The sequence below is a fragment of the Streptomyces sp. NPDC023838 genome, from assembly GCF_040639555.1.
GTDB lineage: Bacteria > Actinomycetota > Actinomycetes > Streptomycetales > Streptomycetaceae > Streptomyces.
Genome location: NZ_JBFAAD010000010.1, coordinates 94475 through 111569, shown reverse-complemented (window position 1 = coordinate 111569; position 17095 = coordinate 94475). Strand labels below are relative to the sequence as shown.

The following is a 17095-nucleotide window of genomic DNA, read 5'->3' as shown; positions in this document are numbered from 1 at the left end:
ATACGAAGAGCACATCCCGTCCGCGCCCGCCGGGCCGCGCAGGGTTCACACCGATGGCCCCGGGTGCCACGCTGGGATCATGAACGATGGAGCCGAGCCCGTCGCCCCGCCCGCCCCCGAGCCCGTCGCCCCGCCCGCCCCCGAGCCCGTCGCCCCGCCCGCCCCCGAGCCCGTCGCCCCGCCCGCCCCCGAGCCGGGCGTCCTCCTCGAACGGCTGCGCGCGGGCCTGCCCGCCGACGTGCTGATCACCGACCCGGACGTCACCGCCTCCTACGCCCACGACATGGCGAGCTTCTGCGCCGCCGGGGCGCCGGCCGTGGTGGTGCTGCCGAGAACGGTCGAACAGGTCCAGCACGTGATGCGCACCGCCACCGAGCTGCGCGTCCCGGTCGTGCCGCAGGGCGCCCGCACCGGTCTGTCGGGCGGCGCCAACGCCACCGAGGGCTGCATCGTGCTGTCCCTGGTCCGGATGGACCGCATCCTGGAGATCAGCCCGGTCGACCGGGTCGCGGTCGTCGAGCCCGGTGTCGTCAACGCCGTGCTCTCCCGCGAAGTCATGGAACACGGGCTCTACTACCCACCGGATCCGTCCAGTTGGGAGCAGTGCACCATCGGCGGGAACATCGGCACCGCGTCCGGCGGGCTGTGCTGTGTGAAGTACGGGGTGACCGCCGAGTACGTGCTGGGTCTCGACGTCGTGCTCGCCGACGGCCGCCTCCTGGAGACCGGCCGCCGCACCGCCAAGGGCGTCGCCGGATACGACCTGACCCGGCTCTTCGTCGGCTCCGAGGGCAGCCTCGGCATCGTGGTGAAGGCCGTGCTCGCGCTGCGGCCCGCGCCCCCCGAGCAGCTGGTGCTCGCCGCCGAGTTCCCCTCCGCGGCCGCCGCCTGCGACGCGGTCTGCGCGATCATGGAGCGCGGCCACACGCCGTCGCTGCTCGAACTCATGGACCGTACGACCGTACGGGCCGTCAACCGCATGGCGCACATGGGGCTGCCGGACAGCACCGAGGCGCTGCTGCTCTGCGCCTTCGACACCCCCGACCCCGCCGCCGACCTGGCCGCCGTGGGCGAGCTGTGCACCGCGGCGGGAGCCGTCCAGGTGGTCCCGGCGGAGTCGGCCGCCGAGTCCGAACTGCTGCTCCAGGCACGGCGGTTGTCGCTGACGGCTCTGGAGACCATCAAGTCGGCCACGATGATCGACGACGTCTGCGTGCCGCGCTCCCGGCTCGCCGCGATGCTGGAGGGGACCTCCGCGATCGCCGCCAAGTACGACCTGACCATCGGCGTCTGCGCGCACGCCGGGGACGGCAACACCCACCCGGTCGTCTGCTTCGACGCCGCCGACGAGGACGAGTCGCGGAGGGCCCGCGAGTCCTTCGACGAGATCATGGCGCTCGGCCTGGAGCTGGGCGGCACGATCACCGGTGAGCACGGCGTGGGCGTACTGAAGAAGGAGTGGCTCGCCCGCGAACTCGGCCCGGTGGGCGTGGAGATGCAGCGCGCGCTCAAGCACACCTTCGACCCGCTGGGCCTGCTGAACCCCGGCAAGCTGTTCTGAACAACCGTTACGCCTGTGACCTCCGTGCCTGTGATCCCTCCCGTCACGCACCGTCCTCCGGCCGCGACTCGTCCGAGGGCCACGGGTCGTTGAGGTACAGCTCCTCGGCGCGGCTGCGGCCGGTCGCGCGGCCGGTCGTCGGCGCGAGCAGCTCGGCGAGTCCGTCGTCGACGCCGAGCTGCTCGGTCTCAGAACCCGGAGGGACCACCCGCAGCGTCCGCTCCAGCCACGCCGACACCTGGGCGGACGGCGCCTCCAGGAGCGCGTCGCCGTCCGGCGAGCTGAGCGCCATCAGGATCACACTGCTCCCGTCCACCTTGGTGGGCCAGATCCGGACGTCGCCGTGGCCGCACGGCCGGAACACCCCCTCGACGAGCAGCTCACGGGCGAACGTCCAGTTCACGGGGTGGTCGGTGCCGATGTGGAAGGTGATGTGCACGGCGTACGGGTCGTCCGTGCGATAGGTCAGCCTGGCCGGGACCGGGATGCTGCGCTCGGGCGACAGCACGAGTTTGAGCTCCAGCTCGCGTTCCACCACGGTGTGCATGACAGTGCCTTTCCTCTCCGCGTACGAGCCCTGGATCGGGCTTCACCAGGTGAGAGCGGGGTGCGGCGCTGCTATGACGCGACTTCCGGAAGATTTTTCCGACGGCCGGGGGAGGGGCCGGGCAGGGGCGGGGAAGCGGCAGGGGAGCGGGCCGGAGAGGGCCGGGAAGAGGCCGGGAAGGGGCTGGGGGAGGGCTCGGACGGGGCTTTCGGACCGTGTTCCCGGGCGGGTGGGGCGCCCCTCCACGTTGACCGGATAGTGGTCGGTAGCGACGGACCCGCCCGGTGGCGGCCGCCCGTCTGGTAGATGTGGACCCTTGTATTGACGAGGCACACGAGCAGATACGGGACCGTGATGAGCGCCCCCACCCCGGCAACCGGTGACGGCACGCCCGCCCCTGGGTTCTATCCAGATCCGTCCATCCCCGGATATGTCCGGTACTGGAACGGCGCCGCCTGGGTGCCCGGTACGAGCCGGCCCGCCCCGGCGGAGGGCGAGGCCATGCCCGTGCCGCCGGCCGGTGCGGCCCCGGCCGCGCCCGCCCTCGCCTCGGCCCCGCCGGCGCCGATGCCCGCGCCCGCGCCCGCCGTGGAGGAGACGGGCCCCGTCTTCCTCGACGAGCCCGAGCCCGCCCCCCTCCACGGCAGCCGCCCCGACCCGGCCCCCGCGTGGCACGCGGACGCCTCGCACCAGTCGGGCTTCGGCGACGACGCGGCGCGGCGGGTCTCGTGGGGGCAGCCGGGGGATCCGGCGCCAGGGCGGACCGGGCAGACCGGGCAGACCGGGCAGACCGGGCAGACCGGCCGGCCGGGACAGGCGCCCCAGCCCTTCCCCGGGCAGCCGCTTCCCGTACAACCCCTTCCCGTGCAGCCCGAGGCCGGGCGGCCGCAGCCGCTTCCGCTGCCCGCCGGGTCGGCGTCCGAGCGCGGTGGGGCGGCTGTGCCGTTGCCCGCCGACCCGGCTCCCGTCCCGCCGAACCAGGGGAGCGGCCAGGGCCCGTCGGCCGCGCCTGTCCCGGTGCAGTCGTTGCCCGCGCAGCCGTTGCCGGGCAGGCAGCGGCCCGGTGACCCGCGCGTCGGGGACGACCCGCGCGTGGCCGACCCGCGCCGGGGCGAGCCGCAGGGGCCCCCGGCCGCCGTGCGCCCCGCGCCCGCCCGGGCCGCGCTGCCCTCGGCGCCGGTCGCCCCGCAGCAGCCCGCGCCCGTACAGCCCCAGCAGCCCGCCCCCGTACAGCAGCAGGCCCCCGTGGTCTCCTCGCCCGTCACCACCGGGTCTGGCGGGGGTTCCGCGTCCTGGGCGCAGCAGGTGCACCAACTGGCGCGACCCGAGGAGCGGTCGGGGCCCGGGGAGCCCGTGGTGCCGTGGAAGCCGCCCGTGGAGGACCCGTTCCTGCGGGCCGCGCGGGCGCAGGCCGCCGCCCGGCCCGCCGGTCTCGGGCGGCGCCTGGCCGCCCGGCTCGTGGACACCGTGGTGCTCGGCGTAGCCGTCGCCGGGCTCGCCATACCGCTCTGGATCAAGGGCGCGGACCACATCCAGGAGAAGATCGACGCCGCGAAGCTGTCCGGCGAGACGGTGACGGTCTACCTCCTGGACGCCACCACCGCCGGCTATCTCGCGATCGTGCTCGGCGCCTTCCTGCTCCTGGGCCTGCTCTACGAGGCGCTGCCCACCGCCAAGTGGGGCCGCACGCTGGGCAAGCGGCTGCTGCGGGTCCAGGTGCGCGACATCGAGTCGCACGAGCCGCCCGCCTTCGGCGCTGCGCTGCGCCGCTGGCTGGTCTACGGCGTCCTGGGCGTGCTGGCCGTCGGCGTGCTCAACGTCGTGTGGTGCCTGTTCGACCGCCCGTGGCGCCAATGCTGGCACGACAAGGCGGCCCGTACGTTCGTCGCGGGCACCTGACGCCGGGTCGCGCGTCGGCCGTACCCCGAACGGGCCCCGTGTCATTGCGGGGCCCCACCCCGCGCGATGCACTGCGGACATGACCACCGAACCGCCGCCCGGCCAGCCACCCGAGGACGACCCGTTCCTCAAGAGGCCCCAGGAGCCCGCCCCGCCCCCCGACGGGAGCCAGGGCCCGCCCCCCGGAGGCGGCTCACCTCCGGGCAGCGGCGCCCCTCCCCCCGGCGGCGGTCCGTACGGGAGCCCTCCCCCCGGAAGCCCCTACGGCTCGCCGCCCCCCGGCTCGCCCTATGGCGCCGCCCCGCCGCCGTACGACGCGTACGGCGGGGGAAACCAGTACGGCGGTCCCGACCCGCTCAGCGGGATGCCGCCGCTCGCCGACTTCGGCCGGCGGCTGCTCGCCCGCATCATCGACGCCCTGCTGATCGCGATCCCGCTCGGCCTGCTGGAGTGGGCGAGCTCGGACCGCTGGGTGTACCAGACGAGGAGCGGCGAGGACACCTCCGACGTCATCAGCCGGGCGTACAGCGGCAGCGGTCTCGCCTGGAACCTCATCGGCATCGTGGCGTACCTCGCGTACGACACGATCATGCTGAGGCGGGACGGTCAGACGGTCGGCAAGAAGCTGCTGAACCTGCGGGTCGCGATGCTCAACGACGGCAGTGTGCCCACCACCAGCGCCGCGCTGGCCCGCACGGCCGTGCTCTGGCTGCCCGCCCTGCTGTGCTGTCCGTGTCTGTGGCAGATCATCCTCATCATCACGATCCTCACGGACAAGCCCTACAAACAGGGCCTGCACGACAAGGCCGGGAAGACGGTGGTCGTTTCGACCGCTCCCTGACCCCTGCCCGACTCCGGTGAACCGGGCGGAGCGTCAGCTCCGTACCGAATCGGCCGGTACGCGCACTCCGGGCTCGGCGCTCTCGCCGACGGCGGCGGCGCGGTTCGTACGAACCGTGCGCGCCGCTTTCGGCATGGGGACCGTCACGGCGACCAGCAGTCCGAGCAGGAGCGCGGCGAGCACTATCACTCCCACCCCGACACCCGAGTCGGTCTGGGAGAGCAGAATCATGGCTACGGTCGAGAAGACGACGGTGGCCGAACCGTAGGCGAGCTGTGCTGCAGTCGGACGCGGCATGGCGGTATCCGTCCTCGGGGGCAGGCATCGGATGGGGCGGGTCTCTCGACCGGGCAACCGGATCGCACTGTCAAGCGACTCTACGACGGTGCTTGCCCTGGCGGAACCGTTGGTAAGCGTGACCTAACCCACGGTGCCGGAGCACGGGGGGCGCACGGAGTCATTCGGCGTTCCGACAGGCGAGACAGGCGCACCCGATGTCCGGGTTGGGTAGCACATCGGAGGCGTTCGGATACCGGAACTATCGCTCTGCATAGTGTAATTGGCCGACCCAAGTCAAGATCTGTCTTTTCTTTGGCAACTCCGGTCCAATGTCGTCACTTGAGACGCGTGCCGCGCACCGGAGACCAGACCCCTCACCCCCGGTCCGTGCCTGCGGCCGCGGGGGAGGACATCATCAAGTGACCAGCAACAGACGAGCGGTCAGAGCTGCCGCCATACTCGTGGCCCTGGCCACGACCGGCGCGATAGGCTCCGCGTTCGCCACCGCCCAGGCCGACGGCAGGGCCCCGGCCCCCGTCGAGCGGCGGGACCCGGGCGCGGGCTCGGCCAAGCACATCGACGACCTTCCGGGCCCGTTCACCAAGCAGCGGGAGCAGCAGCGCCAGGCGGCGCTGCAGCAGGTCATCTCGGGCGACAAGAAGGTGCAGCAGCGCGGCGCCTCCAAGGTCGTCCAGCTCGACGACAAGAAGTACGTCGAGCTCGGCCGGGAGAAGACCGACAAGATCTTCACGGTCCTGGTGGACTTCGGCGACCAGGTCGACAGCACGACCATGTTCGACCCGGACGGCCCGAACGGCCCCAAGCCGCCGGTCGTCAAGTACGGCGGTACGCCCGGCCCGGCGCACAACACGATCAAGCAGCCGGACCGCACCAAGGACAACTCCACCGCCTGGCAGCAGGACTACAGCCAGCAGCACTTCCAGGACCTGTACTTCGGGACCGGCAAGAACGCCGACGGCACCCAGAAGCACTCCCTGAAGACGTACTACGAGAAGACCTCCTCGGGCCGCTACTCGGTCGACGGCACGGTCACGGACTGGGTCCGCGTCCCCGCCAACGAGGCCCGCTACGGCTCGAACTACTGCGGCGCCACCAACTGCTCCAACGTGATGGACCTGGTCCGCGACGGCGTCAACGCCTGGGCCGCGGACCAGAAGGCCAAGGGCCAGACCACCGAGCAGATCAAGGCGACCCTGGCGCAGTACGACCAGTGGGACCGCAACGACTTCGACAACGACGGCAACTTCAACGAGCCCGACGGCTACATCGACCACTTCCAGATCGTCCACGCGGGCGAGGACGAGTCGGCCGGCGGCGGCGCGCAGAAGACCGACGCCCTGTGGGCCCACCGCTCGTACGCCTACGGCACGGACGCGGGCAAGACCGGCCCGTCCAACAACAAGGCCGGCGGCACGCAGATCGGTGACACCGGCCTGTGGGTCGGCGACTACACGATGCAGCCGGAGAACGGCGGCCTCGGCGTCTTCGCCCACGAGTACGGCCACGACCTCGGTCTGCCGGACCTCTACGACACCACCAACACCGCCGAGAACTCGGTCGGCTTCTGGTCCCTGATGTCGGCCGGCTCCTGGCTGGGCACCGGCAAGGACTCGATCGGTGACATGCCGGGCGACATGACCGCCTGGGACAAGCTCCAGCTGGGCTGGCTCAACTACGCCACGGCCAAGGCCGCGACGCACTCGACCGCCAAGCTCGGTGTCTCGGAGTACAACACCAACGACAAGCAGGCGCTCGTCGTCGAGCTGCCGAAGAAGCCCGTCACCACCACGGTCGTGAAGCCCGCCGAGGGCTCCAAGCAGTGGTGGAGCGGCATGGGTGACAACCTCAACAACACCCTGACCCGTTCGGTCGACCTGACCGGCAAGTCCAAGGCCTCCCTGGACCTGCAGGGCTGGTGGGACATCGAGCTGGACTACGACTTCCTGTACGCCGAGGCCTCCACGGACGGCGGCGCCACCTGGACCGCGCTCGGCGGCACCGCCGACGGCACGGCCATCCCGAACGACCCCAGCGGCAAGCCGGCGCTGACCGACGTGTCGGGCGCGTACAAGAAGCTCTCGTACAACCTGGACGCCTTCGCGGGCAAGAAGATCGACCTCCGCTTCCGCTACGCCACGGACGGCGGCGCGGGCGGCAAGGGCTTCACCGCCGACGCGATCACCGTGAACGCCGACGGCGCCGCGCTCTTCACCGACGGTGCCGAGGGCGACGACAACGGCTGGACCTCGAAGAACTTCTCCCGGATCGGCGAGTCGTTCACCAAGGACTACCCGCAGTACTACATCGCGGAGAACCGCCAGTACGTGTCGTACGACGAGACCCTCAAGGTCGGCCCGTACAACTTCGGCTTCGCCAAGACCCGCCCGTCCTGGGTGGAGCACTACGCGTACCAGCCCGGTCTGATGATCTGGCTCTGGGACCTGTCCCAGAAGGACAACAACGTCTCGGTCCACCCGGGCCACGGCCAGATCCTGCCGGTCGACGCCCACGCCAAGCCGCTGAAGTGGGCGGACGGCACGCTGATGCGCAACAAGATCACGCCGTTCGACGCCGCCTTCAGCTGGTACCCGACGGGCGCGCTCACCCTGCACAAGGCCGACGTGGCGACCACGGTCCGCTCGCAGCCGGGCGTGCCGATGTTCGACGACCACCGGGGCACCTACTGGTACCAGGAGAACCCCACGGGAAGCGTGCAGGTTCCTGACACCAACACCCGGATCACCATCGTCCAGCAGCCCAAGGACGGCTCGACGATCACCGTAAAGGTTGGTCCGTCGACCAAGTAGTTCTAAAAACCGCAGGTCAAACCATGATCGGCCGTCGCCCTCTAGCGGGCGGCGGCCGATCGTGTTTAGGTGCGTCCTACGAGTCCTTATTGACACGACGTCTCACGGGGGAGCGGTACGCCATGCCTGGCGGAGGATTTAGCAAGCTGCCGAACGGCAGCGTCGTCGTCGCGCTCACCTTGCCGAGCCCGGCCGCCGAGGGCCGCAAGGTGCGCGTCCTGGTGCACGCGGCCAACCGGGCCCGCGCCCTGACCAGGCTGCGGAACCTGGGGCTGCGCGCGGTCTATCTGCGCGGCAACACGGAGCCGCCCACGCCCGACGAGATCACGGCGGTCCTGCACCACCCGGACGGCCTCCTGTGGCGCACCGCGCCCCAGCCGGCGGCCGAGGAGCTCTGGCACCCGATACGGGCGCTGCTGCGGCCCTAGGGCCTGTCCGGCTCAGACCACCGGCTTGCCGGACAGCTCGGCGCCGGCACCGCGCAGCTCCTCGATCGCCCGAGCGGTCGTCTCCTCGGAGACGCCGGCCGTCAGATCGAGCAGTACGTGCGTGGCGAAGCCCGCCCGCAGCGCGTCCAGCGCCGTCGCCCGAACGCAGTGGTCCGTGGCGATGCCGACCACGTCGACCTCGGTGACGTCCCGGGCGCGCAGCCACTCCGCCAGCCCCACGCCGTTCTCGTCCCGCCCCTCGAAGCCGCTGTACGCGGCCGCGTGGGCGCCCTTGTCGAAGACCGCGTCTATGGCGCCGCAGGCGACCGCCGGCGCGAAGTTCGGGTGGAAGCCCACGCCCTCCGTCCCGGCCACGCAGTGCACCGGCCAGGAGTGCTCGAAGTCGGGGTGCGCCGAGAAGTGGTCGCCCGGGTCGACGTGGTGGTCGCGGGTGGCCACCACATGGCGGTACACGGACCCGGCGGCCTGGCCGATCAGGTCGGTGATGGCAGCGGCGACGTCGGAGCCACCCGTGACCGCGAGGCTGCCGCCCTCGCAGAAGTCGTTCTGAACGTCTACGACGATCAACGCGCGGTGCATGTCGGGTGTCCTTCGGTCAGGGGGCTGTTCAACGAGCGTAGAGACTCCAACCCCGGTGCGGCAGGGGGCAATTGGGGTGCAAAGACCCGGACGTACGGCATCAGGCGTACTCCGTGGGCAGTACCGGTTCCCCCCGCGACAGCTGGATCGCGGACATGGGCAGCGCGCCGCGCGCCGCGATGTGCCGCTCGCGGGCGGCGTCCAGCGGCTCGCGGGCCACCACCACGCCCCCCTTGACCAGCTCGGCGAGCAGCTCCCGGCCGGCCAGCTCGGCCGGGACCGGCCCGGTGCCGACGACCTCGGCCTCCGCGATCCCCTCCGCGTCGGTGCGCCGGGCCGCCCACTTGCGGCCGCCGATCGACGTCTTGCCGCCCATCGACTTCTTCGCCACCGGCACCAGCGGCGCCTTCGGGTCCGCGCTCTGCGCCCGGGCGACCAGCTTGTAGACCATGGAGCAGGTGGGGTGCCCGCTGCCGGTGACCAGCTGGGTGCCGACGCCGTACGCGTCCACGGGCGCGGCCGCCAGCGAGGCGATGGCGTACTCGTCCAGGTCGGACGTCACCACGATCCTCGTCTTCGTCGCGCCCAGCTCGTCGAGCTGCTGGCGCACCCGGTGGGCGACCAGGAGCAGGTCCCCGGAGTCGATCCGGACCGCGCCGAGCTCGGGACCGGCGATCTCCACGGCGGTACGGACCGCCTCGGCCACGTCGTAGGTGTCCACCAGAAGGGTGGTGCCCCGGCCCAGCGAGTCGACCTGGGCACGGAAGGCGTCCCGCTCGCTGTCGTGCAGCAGGGTGAAGGCGTGCGCACTGGTGCCGACGGTGGGGATGCCGTAGCGGAATCCGGCCGCCAGGTCCGAGGTGGTGGTGAAGCCGCCCACGTACGCGGCCCGGGCCGCGGCCACAGCGGCCAGCTCGTGGGTGCGCCGGGCGCCCATCTCGATCAGCGCCCGGCCGCCCGCGGCCGCGGACATCCGGGACGCGGCGGCGGCGATCGCCGAGTCGTGGTTGAGGATCGACAGGATCACGGTCTCCAGGAGCACGCACTCCGCGAAGGAGCCCTCGACCCGCAGGACGGGGGAGCCCGGGAAGTAGACCTCGCCCTCGGGGTAGCCCCAGATGTCGCCCGAGAAGCGGTACGAGGCCAGCCACTCCAGCGTCGGCTCGTCCACGATCCTGCGCTCGCGCAGGAACCCGAGGACGCCCGGGTCGAAGCGGAAGTTCTCCACGGCGTCCAGGACCCGGCCGGTACCGGCCACCACGCCGTAGCGGCGTCCCTCCGGCAGCCGCCGGGTGAAGACCTCGAAGACCGACCGCCGGTCGGCCGTCCCGGCGCGCAGCGCCGCCTGGAGCATGGTCAGCTCGTACTGGTCCGTGAAGAGCGCGGTCGACGGCACGTCCACCGGCAGCCCAAGGTCCGCAGGGTTCATGACACCGGATGCTACTCCTCTTCGCGTCAGACTGACGATTTCGGGGCCCCGTTTGTGCGACCGGGGTTCCGAGGTGGCAGCATGGACTAAGTGAGTGTGGCTCCTGTAGAGATCGAACGGCCCGAGTCGGCGGAGGAGACCTTCGCCGTCCCCGAACCCGATGTGCCGTGGGTGACGCTCGTCCACAACGACCCCGTCAACCTCATGAGCTACGTCCAGTACGTCTTCCAGAGCTACTTCGGCTACCCCAAGGACAAGGCCCGCAAGCTGATGCTCGACGTGCACCACAAGGGCCGGGCGGTGGTCTCCAGCGGCAGCCGCGAGGAGATGGAGCGCGACGTGCAGGCGATGCACGGGTACGGGCTGTGGGCCACGCTCACCCAGGACCGCGGCTGATGGCCGGCTACTTCGAGGCGCTGCCCGGCGGCGGCGCCGCCGTCGCGCTCGACGAGGTCGAGATCGCCATCCTGCGCTCCCTGTCCGTCCAGCTCCTGGAGCTGATCGGCCCGGGCGACGAGCCGATGGAGGGCGAGGACCCGCTGGCCGCGCTCTTCGCCGAGGGCCCCAGCGAGCCGCCCGCCGACCCGGCGCTCGCCCGGCTCTTCCCCGACGCGTACGACAGCGGCGAGAGCGACGAACTGGCCGCCTCGGCCGCCGAGTTCCGGCGCTTCACCGAGAAGGACCTGCGCGCCCGCAAGCGCGAGGACGCGCTCGCCGTGGTGCGTACCCTCGACTCGCTCACCCCGCAGGGCGACGGCGGCGCGGTCCTCAAGCTCTCCGCCGACGACTCCCGGCGCTGGCTGGGTGCGCTCAACGACCTCCGGCTGACCATCGGCACCCGCCTGGAGGTCACCGACGAGGACGAGAGCGGCGAGCTGTACCGGCTGCCGGACGAGGACCCGCGCAAGCCGATGGTGATGGCCTACCTCTGGCTCGGCGGGCTCCAGGAGACGCTCGTCGAGACCTTGATGGCCTGAGACCGCTGTTTTCCTTCTGTTCGCTCAGCGGACGCTCAAATCCGCATAACGATCCGATTACCGCATCGGTATGGTTTGCGGTTTCATGCGTGCTTTGTCCGGTTCTCTTTGTGGTGCGCGCCACAGTCACCCCAGTGGATCACCCGTAAAGACGTGATAAATCTTCACGACCACCCGGGGACGCCACCCATGTCCCCGGGGGCGCTTCGGCCGGCTGACCGCCGGTGGCACTCCATCCACATCCGGGGGGATCAGGACCTGATCCGCGGCTTCGACCATCGAAGCGGGCGGGTCAGCATGGAGAAAGGCGCACCACCATGACCTCAGCGCAGGTCGACACGCAGGACGACCGCTCCGGCAATGAGGCCGTGGGGACCGCCCACGGAGCAGCCGAGGGCGAGGGATACCAGCGGGGCCTCGGCGCCCGCCAGATCCAGATGATCGCGATCGGCGGAGCCATCGGTACCGGGCTCTTCCTCGGCGCGGGCAAGGCCATCTCGAAGGCCGGCCCCAGCCTCATCCTGGCCTATGCCATCGCGGGCCTGGTCATCTTCTTCATCATGCGGGCGCTGGGCGAGCTGCTCATGTACCGCCCGGTCTCGGGCTCCTTCTCGGAGTACGCCCGCGAGTTCGTCGGCCCGTTCTGGGGCTTCGTCACCGGCTGGACGTACTGGCTCTTCTGGGTCGTCACCGGCATCACCGAGGTGACGGCCGCCGCCCAGTACATGGCCTTCTGGACGCACAGCGACGTCCCGCAATGGCTGTACGCGCTGGTCTTCACGCTCATCCTGTACGCGGTGAACCTGATCTCGGTGAAGCTCTTCGGTGAGCTGGAGTTCTGGTTCTCCATGGTCAAGGTGACGGCCATCGTCGGCATGATCCTGATCTGCGCCGGCATCCTCACCGTCGGCTTCTCGGACGCGGCCGACACCGCCACCGTCGCCAACCTCTGGAACGACCGCGGCTTCTTCCCCAAGGGCATCGGCGGCACGCTGATGACCCTGCAGATCGTGATGTTCGCCTTCCTCGCCGTCGAGCTGGTCGGCGTCACCGCGGGCGAGTCCAAGGACCCCGAGAAGACGCTCCCCAAGGCCATCAACACCGTGCCGTGGCGCATCGCCGTCTTCTACATCGGCGCCCTGATCATGATCCTCTCGGTCGTGCCGTGGCACGAGTTCCAGCCGGGCGTGAGCCCCTTCGTCGCGGCCTTCGAGAAGATGGGCCTCGGCGTCGGCGCCGCGATCGTCAACTTCGTGGTCCTGACGGCCGCGCTGTCCTCCTGCAACTCGGGCATGTACTCCACCGGCCGCATGCTGCGCGACCTCGCGCTCAACGGCCAGGGCCCGAAGCTCTTCACCAAGCTGACCAAGAGCGGCACCCCGCTGATCGGCACCACGGTCTCGGCCGCGCTGATGCTGGTGGGCGTCTGGATCAACTACAAGGCGCCGGGCAAGGCGTTCGATTACGTCGTCTCCTTCGCCACCATCTCCGGCATGTGGGCCTGGATCATGATCCTGGTCTGCCAGATCCGCTACCGCGCCAAGGCCGACCGCGGCCAGCTGCCCCAGTCCACCTTCCGGGCCCCGGGCGCCCCGTACACCAGCTGGTTCGCGCTGCTGTTCATCATCATGGTGATCGTGATGATGGGCATCGACAAGGACTCGCGGGTCTCCCTGTACTGCGCCCCGCTGTGGGGCCTGATCCTGGGCGTCTCGTACCTGGTGCTCAAGGCGCGCAACCCGGAGAACAAGGCGTTCGCCAAGCGCTCGTAGCCGGTTGTTTCTCACCATTCGGGCCGTCCCGTACCACTCCTCGGTACGGGACGGCCCGTCTGTTTATCCTTGCGGTCATGCTGACCCTGACCCAGGCCCTGTACGACCAGATCGTCGCGCACGCCCGCGCCGACCACCCCGACGAGGCGTGCGGCGTGGTCGCCGGCCCGGCCGGCTCCGGCCGCCCCGAGCGGTACATCCCGATGCTGAACGCGGCCCGCTCGCCCACGTTCTACGAGTTCGACTCGCAGGACCTGCTGAAGCTGTACCGCGAGATGGACGACCGGGACGAGGAGCCGGTGATCGTCTACCACTCGCACACGGCGACCGAGGCCTACCCCTCGCGCACCGACGTGACCTACGCGAACGAGCCCGGCGCCCACTACGTCCTGGTCTCGACGGCCGACACGGACGGGCTCGGAGACTTCCAGTTCCGCTCGTACCGGATCGTCGGCGGCGAGATCGAGGAGGAAGAGGTCAAGGTCGTGGAGGCGTACTGAGCCGTACGCGAGCCCGGCGGGCGGGGCGCCTTCGCCCGCATCCTGAGCGGAATGCGTCCGCCATCCGAGATCACATTCCGGGAAGCGGACCGGGAATCGATACGATGACCGCATGGTTCCCCACGACGTGAGCGAAGAGAAGCCGAGCAGCCCGCTGCTCGTGGCGCGCCTGCACGTCGACCTGTGCCGCCTGGCGAGCGCGATGTGTCCGCGCCCCACCGCCGTCTGAGCCGCGGCCGCACGCGCACCACCTTGTACGTCCGTCCTTCCGCAGCACCCGCGCTCGCGCCGAGGCCGCGCGCCCTTGCCTTCCCCTCCCGACTCCCGACAGGAGCCCACGCCATGGCCATCGAGGTCCGCATCCCGACCATCCTCCGCACCTACACCGACGGCGCCAAGGCCGTCCAGGGCAGCGGTGCGACCATCGACGAGCTCTTCAAGGACCTGGAGACCCGCCACCCCGGCATCCGCGAGCGCCTGGTCGACGAGGCCGCCGGCGGCGAGCTGCGCCGCTTCGTGAACGTCTACCTCAACGACGAGGACGTCCGCTTCCTCGCGGGCATCACCACCGAGCTGTCCGACGACGACAGCGTGACGATCCTGCCGGCCGTGGCCGGCGGCATGGTCTGAGGCTGATCGCCGTCATGCGCTACGACTCCGCGCTGGCCGCCGTCGGCAACACCCCGCTGGTCCGCCTCCCCCGGCTGTCGCCGTCGGACGACGTCCGCATCTGGGCGAAGCTGGAGGACCGCAATCCGACCGGCTCGGTCAAGGACCGCCCCGCGCTCCACATGATCGAACAGGCCGAGAAGGCGGGCCGGTTGACGCCCGGCTGCACCATCCTGGAGCCGACCAGCGGCAACACCGGCATCTCGCTGGCGATGGCGGCGAAGCTCAAGGGCTACCGCATCGTCTGCGTGATGCCCGAGAACACCTCCCAGGAGCGCCGCGACCTGCTGAAGATGTGGGGTGCGGAGATCGTTCCGTCCCCGGCGGCGGGCGGCTCCAACACGGCGGTACGGGTGGCGAAGGAACTGGCCGCCCAGAACCCGTCCTGGGTGATGCTGTACCAGTACGGCAACCCCGACAACCCGGGCGCGCACTACGCGACGACGGGCCCGGAGATCCTCGCCGACCTCCCCTCCATCACCCACTTCGTGGCGGGCCTGGGCACCACGGGCACGCTGATGGGCGTCGGCCGCTACCTGCGCGAGCGGGTGCCGGGGGTCCAGATCGTGGCGGCGGAACCGCGCTACGACGACCTGGTCTACGGCCTGCGCAACCTGGACGAGGGCTTCGTCCCCGAGCTCTACGACGCGTCGGTCCTGACCAGCCGCTTCTCGGTCGGCTCGGCGGACGCGGTGACCCGTACCCGCGAACTCCTGCGCGAGGAGGGCATCTTCGCGGGCGTCTCCACGGGCGCGGCCCTGCACGCGGCGATCGGCGTGGGCAAGAAGGCCGTGAAGGCGGGCACCCCCGCCGACATCGCCTTCGTGGTCGCGGACGGCGGCTGGAAGTACCTGTCGACGGGCGTGTACACGGCGGAGACGACGGAGGAAGCGATCAAAACACTCCAGGGCCAACTCTGGGCGTAGCCCGTCTGCGGCTACACCTGCGCCTGTGGCCCGGCCCCTGGGGGCCGTGTTTCGCCTGCGGCCCGGTGGGGGTTGGTCGCGCAGTTCCCCGCGCCCCTTTTCGGCCGGGTTTTCGTCTGCGGACCGTGCTGGGCTGAGCGCGCAGTTCCCCGCGCCCCTTAAATGCCGCTGCGCGGCCTCCCCTGGGCGCCCCGGAGGGGCGTATTCAGGGGCGCGGGGAACTGCGCGACCAGCCCCCACCGGTCCGCAGACAAACGGAGCGGGGTGCAGGGGCCGCAGGCCCCGCAAGCGGGGTCCGGGGGCGCAGCCCCCGGGAGAGCCACCTCAGCCACCCACCCCCGGAGGGTTTAGGGAAGGGGCGGGGTGGGGCCAAATCCCCGGTCAACCCGCCAGGTACCGCACCTGATCCCAAACCGTAGGATCCACCACCCCCACCCGCCGCCGGAACTCCCACACCCCCACATCCCGCAGCTCATCCGTCTCCAGAAAGCTCGGCCGCCCCTGCGCGTCCCCGACCGTCCCCGGCGGCAACGGGATCACCCCCGCCTGCTCCTCGTGGAACTTGCTGGTGATCTTCGCGACCAGCACGCTGTCCCCCCGTACCGACAGCACCAGACAGGGCCGGTCCTTCGACCCCGGCCCGTCCTCGTACGGCACCTCGGCCCACCAGATCTCACCCGGCTGAGGCCGCCGCTTGGGCGCCCGGCGCGGACCGGCAGGTCGCCCGGGCGGCCGTACGCGCCCCCCGGGGCGAGCCGGGCGCGGCCCGCGCCCCCGGCCGTCGACCACCGCGGCCCCCAGCGCGACCACCACCACGGCGATCACCGCGAGCCACCAGGACGTGTCCATACCGCAGACGTTACCCGGCGGCCCGCCCCCCGCGCGCGCTCCGCCCGCACTCCGCCCGAACCGGTGACAGCGCAGGTGAGTTCCCCCACAACGGCCCGCCACTGAGGAGCGACCGGCAGTGTGGCGCCTTACGCTCGACGGACCGCACGACCTCCCGCCGCCCTCCCCGTTCCCTTGCCGCTCCCGGAGGTTCACGCTCCATGAAGCTCACCGTCGTCGGCTGCTCCGGGTCGTTCCCGTCCGCGGAATCGGCCTGTTCGAGCTACCTCGTCGAGGCCGACGGCTTCCGGCTGCTCCTCGACATGGGCAACGGCGCCCTGGGCGAGCTGCAGCGCCACATCGGTCTCTACGACCTCGACGCGATCTTCCTCAGCCATCTGCACGCCGACCACTGCATCGACATGTGCGGCTACTTCGTGGCCCGGTACTACCGGCACGAGGGCGGACGCTGCGCCCCCCTGCCGGTGTACGCGCCGGAGGGCGCCGAGCAGCGCCTCACCACGGCGTACGCGGACACGCCCTCCAGCTCCTCGATGAGCGAGGTGTTCGACTTCCACACCCTGAAGTCCGGCTCGTTCGACATCGGCCCCTTCGCGGTCCGCACCGAGCGGGTCTGCCACCCCGTCGAGGCGTACGGCATCCGCATCGAGCACGGCGGCGCGTCCCTCACGTACTCGGGCGACACCGGCGTCTGCGAGGCCCTGCACAAGCTGGCCGAGGGCACGGACCTGTTCCTGTGCGAGGCGTCCTTCACGCATGGCAAGGAGGACATCCCGGCTCTCCACCTCAACGGCCGCGAGGCCGGCGAACACGCCGCCCGCGCCGGCGCCGGCCGCCTGGTCCTGACCCACATCCCGCCGTGGACGGACGGCGAAGTCAACCTGAGGGACGCCCGTGGGGCGTACACGGGCCCGGTGGAACTGGCGGTGCCGGGGGCGGTCTACGAGATCTGAGCCCCGTACCCGTTCACGCGAAAGGGCCCCCGGCACC

Annotated in this window: 18 protein-coding genes; 13 read left to right on the top strand and 5 right to left on the bottom strand. The window is 71.1% G+C overall.

Annotation, left to right across the window (positions count from 1 at the left end; all coding sequences use genetic code 11):
• Positions 1-79: 79 nt before the first annotated feature.
• Positions 80-1561 (top strand): FAD-linked oxidase C-terminal domain-containing protein, encoded by a 1482-nt coding sequence (locus AB0G17_RS15380; protein ID WP_361381465.1) that lies wholly within the window; start codon positions 80-82, stop codon positions 1559-1561.
• A 43-nt stretch (positions 1562-1604) separates the two neighbouring features.
• Here the strand turns inward: AB0G17_RS15380 and AB0G17_RS15375 are convergent, their stop codons facing one another.
• Complete coding sequence (locus AB0G17_RS15375; RefSeq protein WP_361381462.1) at positions 1605-2108, bottom strand: SsgA family sporulation/cell division regulator; 504 nt, start codon at positions 2106-2108, stop codon at positions 1605-1607.
• Positions 2109-2462: 354 nt separating this feature from the next.
• Between AB0G17_RS15375 and AB0G17_RS15370 the strand changes: the two genes are divergently transcribed.
• Entirely contained in the window at positions 2463-4007 is a 1545-nt protein-coding gene (locus AB0G17_RS15370) for an RDD family protein (protein WP_361381458.1), read from the top strand.
• Positions 4008-4086: 79 nt separating this feature from the next.
• The gene (locus tag AB0G17_RS15365; RefSeq protein WP_361381456.1) at positions 4087-4848 is read left to right on the top strand and encodes an RDD family protein; all 762 of its coding nucleotides are present in this window, start codon (positions 4087-4089) and stop codon (positions 4846-4848) included.
• A 33-nt stretch (positions 4849-4881) separates the two neighbouring features.
• On the opposite strand, the gene AB0G17_RS15360 is transcribed toward AB0G17_RS15365, so the two are convergent.
• Positions 4882-5145: a hypothetical protein gene (locus AB0G17_RS15360; protein ID WP_361381453.1), complete on the bottom strand. Its 264-nt coding sequence runs from the start codon at positions 5143-5145 to the stop codon at positions 4882-4884.
• Between the two features lie 401 nt (positions 5146-5546).
• On the opposite strand from AB0G17_RS15360, the gene AB0G17_RS15355 reads away from it, so the two are divergent.
• Both AB0G17_RS15355 and AB0G17_RS15350 read left to right on the top strand, forming a co-directional pair.
• The gene (locus AB0G17_RS15355; RefSeq protein ID WP_361381450.1) at positions 5547-7955 is read left to right on the top strand and encodes an immune inhibitor A domain-containing protein; all 2409 of its coding nucleotides are present in this window, start codon (positions 5547-5549) and stop codon (positions 7953-7955) included.
• A 122-nt stretch (positions 7956-8077) separates the two neighbouring features.
• Positions 8078-8383: a hypothetical protein gene (locus tag AB0G17_RS15350; protein ID WP_361381739.1), complete on the top strand. Its 306-nt coding sequence runs from the start codon at positions 8078-8080 to the stop codon at positions 8381-8383.
• A gap of 12 nt (positions 8384-8395) precedes the next feature.
• On the opposite strand, the gene AB0G17_RS15345 is transcribed toward AB0G17_RS15350, so the two are convergent.
• The gene (locus AB0G17_RS15345; protein WP_361381447.1) at positions 8396-8983 is read right to left on the bottom strand and encodes an isochorismatase family protein; all 588 of its coding nucleotides are present in this window, start codon (positions 8981-8983) and stop codon (positions 8396-8398) included.
• A 100-nt stretch (positions 8984-9083) separates the two neighbouring features.
• Positions 9084-10412 (bottom strand): nicotinate phosphoribosyltransferase, encoded by a 1329-nt coding sequence (locus AB0G17_RS15340; RefSeq protein ID WP_361381444.1) that lies wholly within the window; start codon positions 10410-10412, stop codon positions 9084-9086.
• A 90-nt stretch (positions 10413-10502) separates the two neighbouring features.
• Between AB0G17_RS15340 and clpS the strand changes: the two genes are divergently transcribed.
• The 7 genes from clpS to AB0G17_RS15305 all read left to right on the top strand — a co-directional run bounded on the left by clpS (position 10503) and on the right by AB0G17_RS15305 (position 15256).
• Positions 10503-10808, top strand: a complete 306-nt coding sequence (gene clpS, locus AB0G17_RS15335; RefSeq protein ID WP_067159503.1) for an ATP-dependent Clp protease adapter ClpS — start codon at positions 10503-10505, stop codon at positions 10806-10808.
• Complete coding sequence (locus AB0G17_RS15330) at positions 10808-11389, top strand: DUF2017 domain-containing protein (protein WP_361381441.1); 582 nt, start codon at positions 10808-10810, stop codon at positions 11387-11389. Before clpS ends, AB0G17_RS15330 begins: the two co-directional genes overlap by 1 nt.
• 317 nt (positions 11390-11706) lie before the next feature.
• Positions 11707-13161 (top strand): amino acid permease, encoded by a 1455-nt coding sequence (locus AB0G17_RS15325; RefSeq protein WP_361381438.1) that lies wholly within the window; start codon positions 11707-11709, stop codon positions 13159-13161.
• 77 nt (positions 13162-13238) lie between these two features.
• Complete coding sequence (locus AB0G17_RS15320) at positions 13239-13661, top strand: M67 family metallopeptidase (RefSeq protein ID WP_361381435.1); 423 nt, start codon at positions 13239-13241, stop codon at positions 13659-13661.
• Positions 13662-13773: 112 nt separating this feature from the next.
• On the top strand, positions 13774-13890 hold the full coding sequence (locus AB0G17_RS15315) for a putative leader peptide (protein WP_324616203.1): 117 nt from the start codon (positions 13774-13776) through the stop codon (positions 13888-13890).
• Positions 13891-14003: 113 nt separating this feature from the next.
• Positions 14004-14291 carry a MoaD/ThiS family protein gene (locus AB0G17_RS15310; protein WP_361381432.1) on the top strand — a complete coding sequence of 96 codons (288 nt, stop codon included), beginning with the start codon at positions 14004-14006 and terminating at the stop codon, positions 14289-14291.
• A 14-nt stretch (positions 14292-14305) separates the two neighbouring features.
• On the top strand, positions 14306-15256 hold the full coding sequence (locus AB0G17_RS15305) for a cysteine synthase (RefSeq protein WP_361381429.1): 951 nt from the start codon (positions 14306-14308) through the stop codon (positions 15254-15256).
• Between the two features lie 381 nt (positions 15257-15637).
• Here the strand turns inward: AB0G17_RS15305 and AB0G17_RS15300 are convergent, their stop codons facing one another.
• The gene (locus AB0G17_RS15300; protein ID WP_361381426.1) at positions 15638-16105 is read right to left on the bottom strand and encodes a type II toxin-antitoxin system PemK/MazF family toxin; all 468 of its coding nucleotides are present in this window, start codon (positions 16103-16105) and stop codon (positions 15638-15640) included.
• 200 nt (positions 16106-16305) lie between these two features.
• On the opposite strand from AB0G17_RS15300, the gene AB0G17_RS15295 reads away from it, so the two are divergent.
• Positions 16306-17058, top strand: a complete 753-nt coding sequence (locus AB0G17_RS15295; protein WP_361381423.1) for an MBL fold metallo-hydrolase — start codon at positions 16306-16308, stop codon at positions 17056-17058.
• Positions 17059-17095 lie beyond the last annotated feature (37 nt).